Origin of the sequence: Gemmatimonas sp. (assembly GCF_044376735.1) — a bacterium.
GTDB lineage: Bacteria > Gemmatimonadota > Gemmatimonadetes > Gemmatimonadales > Gemmatimonadaceae > Gemmatimonas.
On the sequence record NZ_JBILKJ010000239.1, the window covers coordinates 1 to 3332 of the forward strand.

Annotated in this window: 2 protein-coding genes and 1 pseudogene; 2 read left to right on the forward strand and 1 reads right to left on the reverse strand. The window is 64.9% G+C overall.

From position 1 onward, the window contains the following. Positions 1-231 (forward strand): annotated as a pseudogene (locus tag ACIRA7_RS16045) (hypothetical protein); the annotation flags it as partial. A 27-nt stretch (positions 232-258) separates the two neighbouring features. Here the strand turns inward: ACIRA7_RS16045 and ACIRA7_RS16050 are convergent. Further along, positions 259-2106: a leishmanolysin-related zinc metalloendopeptidase gene (locus ACIRA7_RS16050; RefSeq protein ID WP_396221843.1), complete on the reverse strand. Its 1848-nt coding sequence runs from the start codon at positions 2104-2106 to the stop codon at positions 259-261. Between the two features lie 95 nt (positions 2107-2201). On the opposite strand from ACIRA7_RS16050, the gene ACIRA7_RS16055 reads away from it, so the two are divergent. Continuing rightward, positions 2202-3332 (forward strand): M16 family metallopeptidase (locus tag ACIRA7_RS16055; RefSeq protein WP_396221844.1); only part of this gene is annotated, 1131 nt, incomplete at its 3' end.

Consider the following 3332-nt stretch of genomic DNA (forward strand, 5'->3'; position numbering starts at 1 on the left):
ACGGTGCTGCTGGTGAGCGATCCGTTTCACATGCTCCGGCTCGACGTGCTGGCGCGGTTGCACGGGTTGCGTCCACTTCCGTCGCCCACGCGCACGAGTCCCATCTCGTCGAATCGTGCGGTGGCGGTCGAATACATGCTGCGCGAGTCGATCGCGCTGCCGACGGACGTGGCGTTGATGCTCTGGCTTACGATGACCGGCGGGTCGATGACGGCACCGACCACACCGTAGTTCGCGTCGGCCAACGAGCGGGGTGCGCTATCTGGTGTTGCGCGGAAAACGCACGATGCTGCCATCGGCGCGTTGCTGTTTGATCTCGATATCCGGTACGAGATCACGGTACGGTATCCCCGATGTGGCGTCGAAGCCGAAACCGCTGCGGAGCGCCGCGGTGAGCGAGAAGGCATCGGCGGCGGCGAGGTTGACGGTATAGCCGAGATCCTGAAGCGAGCCCACCGTAATTCGGCTGAGCGGCTGCACCTGATTCACCGCAAAGCCCTGCATGAGTTCTCGCTGCATGACCGACGTGCGCCAGTGCGAGTTGGCGGTACCGGTGCCGCCGGTGTTCTCCACTGGCACCGGATTGCCGGAGTAGGTCACGGTGTTGATGGCGGCGAACTGCGCACGGGCACCATTGCCCACGTAATACGGGTCGTTCATGATCGATGTGTTCAGCAGGGTGCGCCGGAAATTCCAGATGGTGCCGATGCCGAGGACGTGTCCGATTTCATGGAGCACGACCTTCTCGAACTGCCCGCGCGCTACGAGCAGGTCGACGTCGTACTTGTCGAACTCCATGAAGCCGAGAAACGGGATGGCGTTGCCGTTGACGTAGCACGGGCTGGCCTGTCCGAGGATGTTTCCCGCCTCCGGGGTACCCGGCCCGTCGATGGAGTCGATGCGGGCGAAGATGATCGTGTTCTGCACCGTGCCGGTAAGTGCCGGCGTCCACGGGCCGCAGGCATTCGCGTCGGGACCTGCCGGAATGTTCACGTTGTTGACGGAACCGATGCTGCCGACAATGACCTGGCGCCACTTGGCGACCGCGTTGGCGAAGGCGGTGCGGACCGGTAGCGACGCATCGCCGACGAAGCGGACGTCCACGTTGAATGCGGATACCGTGACCGTGGTCGTGAATGTCGTCGTCTTGTTCGGAATGGCCGAGCTGGTCGCGAGCAGCGTCTGTGTCGTTGCGGTGCCAAGGCGCCAACTGCCAACGAATGCCGTACCGTTGGACGGCTCGGAGAGCACCGTGTTACCGGTTACGGTGCCGGAATTCGGGCCGGGCGTGAAAGTGACTGGGACGTTGCCCACCGGATTCCCGAACGCATCGACGACGCGGACGCCAGGCGGGGTGGAAATGTTGAGGTTTGCAACCCCAGCCTGATTGTCGCCGACTACGCGGACCAGATCGACCGGAGGTCCGGCGAGTGCGTTGACGCTGAACACCGCCGGCTGGGCCCCGGTGGCGGTGGCGGTCACGATCTGCTGACCGATGGCGGTCCCGATGGTCCAGGCACCGACGGTGGCGACGCCCAGGCTGTTACTGGACTGCTGTGCACCGAGCAGCGAGCCGTTGCCTTGCACGATGGTGAAGACGATGGCGGCGCTGTTGACCGGGTTTCCGTACTGATCTTCGGCGCGCACCGTGGGGAGCGACGGTACGGGCGTATTGACCGTAGCCTGCTGGTCCACCGCCGTGACCGGTGTGAGGCGCGACAACGGGCCGGCTGTTGCCGTGGCGGTGAAAGTGACCGCCGGAACGCCGTCGGCGGTGGCCTCAAGCCCCTGTTGTCCAGCGGTGATGCCCAGCGTCCATCCGCCCGAAGTGGCCTCGCCGCTCGCGGTGGTGCGAACCGAATCGTTCACGACCTTGCCACCACCGCTCGTGATGCGCCAGCGCACCAAGACGTTCTTGATGCTCTTACCCTTGGCATCGGTGATGCGCACGGAGGGGACGGTGGCGACTGCCGCGGTCACCACGGCCGACACGGTCGTGCCGGTGATCGCGGCCGCTGCCGTCGGCACTTGCGGGTCGCTGCCGCACGCCGTGAGTGCGCCAAGCGCTCCGAGTAGCACGAGGCGATGGCGATGGGAAGAGGTCATAGAAAGCACGGGAGAAAGATTTGATGCCCGGCGGGCCTGGTCGGTTCGTGCGTGTGGGGTTCCGAGTTTCGTGACCACTCCCCCAATATTGAACCATGCGCATTCCAGTCGAGAGTTATCACCTCCCGAACGGCCTGCATGTGGTGCTCTCTGAGGATCACACGGCGCCGATCGTCGCGGTCAATTTGTGGTATCACGTGGGTTCGGCCAATGAGCGGCTCGATCGCACCGGGTTTGCCCACCTGTTCGAGCACATGCTCTTTCAGGGGTCGGCGAACGTCGAGGCCAACGAACATTTCGAACTCATCCAGCGCGCTGGGGGGACCCTCAACGGGTCCACCTGGCTGGATCGGACCAACTACTACGAAACGGTTCCGTCGCATCAGATCGCTCTGGCGCTGTGGCTCGAGGCGGACCGGATGGGGCGCATGCTGCCCGGCCTCACGCAACAGAAGCTCGACACGCAACGCGACGTCGTCAAGAATGAACGCCGGTGGTCGGTCGACAACCAACCGTACGGCACGTGGTGGGAGCGGTTGCCGGCGCTCTGTTTCCCGGAGGAGCATCCGTTCCATCACTCGTTGATCGGGTCCATGGAGCATCTGACCGACGCGTCGCTCGCCGACGTCGCCGACTTCTTTCAGACGTATTACACGCCGGACAACGCGGTGCTCACGGTGGCCGGTGATTTCGATCGCACCGAGACCATGCGGCTGATCGCGGAGTACTACGGTCCGATCCCCCGCGGTGGCCACCGCCCGCCGCTGCGCGACATGACGCTGCCGCCTACCTTCGGTGACACGCGTCGTACCACGGTACCCGATGCCGTCGCGTTGCCGCGCCTGTTCGTGGCCTGCCGTACCCCGGTGTTCGGCAGTGACGGCTACTACGCCGCCTCGCTCGCCGCCGCGGTGCTCGGCTTGCGGACGGGCTGCCGTTTGGAACAGTCGCTGGTGCGCACCCAGCGGATCGCGTCCCAGGCGAGCGCCTTTACGTATGATCTGGCCAAGGGCAGCGACCTGCTCGTGATCGACGCCACCGCGCACCCTGATGTCACGCCCGCGCAGCTCGAAGCGGCGGTACTGGCGGAGCTGGATCGGATGCACCAGCAGGGCGTCACTGATGTCGAGGTGCAGCGCGCCCGCGCGCTGATCGAAACGAGTTTTGTGACGAGCATGCAGTCGGCCGCCGAGCGCGCCGACCAGCTGTCGCGCTTTGCGACGTAC